3 protein-coding genes are annotated in these 2,505 nt (G+C 75.7%); all 3 read right to left on the bottom strand.

Going from position 1 to position 2,505, the window contains the following annotated elements; translation table 11 throughout:
* Window positions 1-845, bottom strand: an 845-nt coding sequence (locus G6556_RS18300) for an amino acid ABC transporter ATP-binding protein (protein ID WP_166944507.1), incomplete at its 3' end; no start/stop codon positions are given.
* Window positions 842-1,948 carry an amino acid ABC transporter permease gene (locus G6556_RS18295; protein ID WP_166944505.1) on the bottom strand — a complete coding sequence of 369 codons (1,107 nt, stop codon included), beginning with the start codon at window positions 1,946-1,948 and terminating at the stop codon, window positions 842-844. The genes G6556_RS18300 and G6556_RS18295, both read right to left, overlap by 4 nt.
* Window positions 1,945-2,505, bottom strand: a 561-nt coding sequence (locus G6556_RS18290; protein WP_166944503.1) for a GNAT family N-acetyltransferase, incomplete at its 5' end; no start/stop codon positions are given. The genes G6556_RS18295 and G6556_RS18290, both read right to left, overlap by 4 nt.

Raw genomic sequence — 2,505 nt, 5'->3', positions numbered from 1 at the left:
TCGAGGAACGCGCGGGTGCGCGGGTGCGCAGGGCTGCCGAGCACCTGGGCCGCGGGGCCCTGCTCGACCACGACGCCGTCGTCCATGAACACGACGGTGTCGGCGACGTCGCGGGCGAACGCGACCTCGTGGGTGACGATCACGAGGGTGGTGCCGTCGTGGGCGAGGTCGCGGATCACGCCGAGCACCTCCCCCACGAGCTCGGGGTCGAGCGCCGAGGTCGGCTCGTCGAACAGCAACAGCGCCGGCTTGACGGCCAGCGCGCGGGCGATGGCGACGCGCTGCTGCTGGCCGCCGGACAGCTGCCGCGGCCGGGCGTCCGCCTTGTCGGCCAGCCCGACCCGGGCCAGCAGGGCGCGGGCCTCGACCTCGACCTCCGCCCGCGGCCGGCCCTGGGCCGAGACGGGTGCCTCGACGACGTTCTCCAGGGCGGTCAGGTGCGGGAACAGGTGGAAGTTCTGGAACACGAACCCGATCCGGGTGCGCTGCCGCAGCACGTCGCGCTCGGTGAGCTCGCGCAGCACCTCGCGGCGACGCGGTCCCCAGCCGGCGCGGCGCCGGGCGTAGCCGATGACCTCGCCGTCCAGGGCGACGAACCCGTGGTCCGGGCGCTCCAGGTGGTTGACCAGCCGGAGCAGGGTCGACTTGCCGGAGCCGGACGGGCCGAGGATCACGGTGACCTCGCCCGGGCGGACCTCGAGGTCGACGCCGCGGAGCACCTCGAGGGTGCCGTACGACTTGGACAGCCCCTGCACCCGGAGGTGGCCCCCGGCGGGCGTCGCGGGTGCGGCGGGCGTGGTCGCGGCGGCCGGGGCCGCGGCGGGGGCGTGCAGCACGCTGGTCATCGGTTGCCTCCGGTGCGCTCGGTGGTGCGGGCGGCGGTGCTGGGTGCGGTGCGGGCGGCGGTGCGGGTGAGGTGGCCGCGGCGGGCGCCGGCCAGGAACGTCGGCGGCAGGTCCGCGGGCAGCGGGCGCCCGGTGACGCGGGCCCCGGCGACGGCGACCGTCCAGCGCAGCCGCTGCAGCGGCGTCGGCGGCAGGGTGCGCAGGGCGCCGCGGGCGTAGTACCGCTCCAGGTAGTACTGGGCGACGGTCAGCACCGTGGTGGTGAGCAGGTACCAGATCGCGGCGACGAGCAGCAGCGGGACCACCCGCTGGTTGCGGCCGTAGATGACCCCGACCGTGTAGAACAGCTCGCCGTACGCCAGCACGTAGACGACCGACGTGCCCTTGAGCAGGCCGATGATCTCGTTCACCGATGTCGGGACGATCGTGCGCATGGCCTGCGGCAGCACGATCCGCCACTGCTGCCGGCCGCGCGGGATGCCGAGCGCGGCCGCGGCCTCGTGCTGACCCTGGTCGACGCCGAGGATGCCGGCGCGGACGATCTCGGCGGAGTACGCGGCCTGCGACAGCCCGAGCCCGAGCACCGCGGCGCCGAACTTGTCGACCACGTCGAGGGTGTCGAACTGCAGCCACTCCGGCCCGAACGGGATGCCGAGCGAGAGCTGCGGGTAGAGGTACGCGAGGTTGTACCAGAGCAGCAGCTGCAGGATCAGCGGCACCGACCGGAACACCCAGGAGTAGGCCCAGGACACCGACTGCAGCAGCGGCGACCGGGACAGCCGCATCAGCGCGAGCACCGTGCCGAGCCCGAAGCCGATCACGGCGGCCACGGCGGTGAGCCGCACGGTCGCCCACACGCCCTCCAGCACGGACGGCCAGGTGAGGTACTGCGCGACGACGTCCCACTCCCACTGCGGGTTCGTGAGCAGCGAGCTGAGCACCATGGCGAGCAGCAGGGCGACGCCGGCGGTCGCGACCCAGCGGCCGGGGTGCCGGGCGGGCAGCACGGGCAGGTCGGCGAGGACCTCGGGGCGGTCGACGTCGCGGGGCGCGCCGGGTGCGCCGGGCACGGGGGCCGCGGGGGCCGTGGTCGCGGCGGTCACCGGGCGAGCCACTTCTCGAACGCGTGCGGCACGAGGTCGCCGGGGTACGCCGCGGGCTCGAACAGCGGGGTGTAGCCGGCCGCGAGGTACAGCCCGACGGCCTCCGGCTGCTTCGGGCCGGTCGTCAGGTAGATCCGCGGGTAGCCGGCCGCGGCGGCGCGCGCCTCCAGCTCGGCGAGCAGCACGCGGGCCAGGCCACGGCGGCGGTGCGCCTCGTGGGTCCAGATGCGCTTGAGCTCGGCCGTCGGGACCGCGGGCGCGCCCTCGGCGTCCCGGGCGGCCGGGTCGGCGAGCCGGGCCGGGTCGCCGTGCTCCGGCTCCCACCGACGGCGGAACGCACCCCCGGCGACCGGCTCGCCGTCCTCGAGCACGAGCACCAGGGCGCCGTGCGGCGGGGCGAACTCCTCGACGCCGTAGTGCTCCAGCTCGTCGCGGAGCTCGGCCGGCGAGAGCAGACCGGTGTACCGGGTGCTGTACTCGTTCGCCAGGCCGTCGAGCAGCGGGCCGACCAGCGGGTCGTGCAGCCGCGCGGCGCGCACGGTGAGCCGCGCCGGGTC

The organism is Cellulomonas sp. IC4_254 (assembly GCF_011603975.1).
In the GTDB taxonomy this organism is placed as follows: Bacteria; Actinomycetota; Actinomycetes; order Actinomycetales; family Cellulomonadaceae; genus Cellulomonas.
Note: the sequence above shows the minus strand (reverse complement) of the source record. Positions and strands in the feature narration are given on the sequence as shown.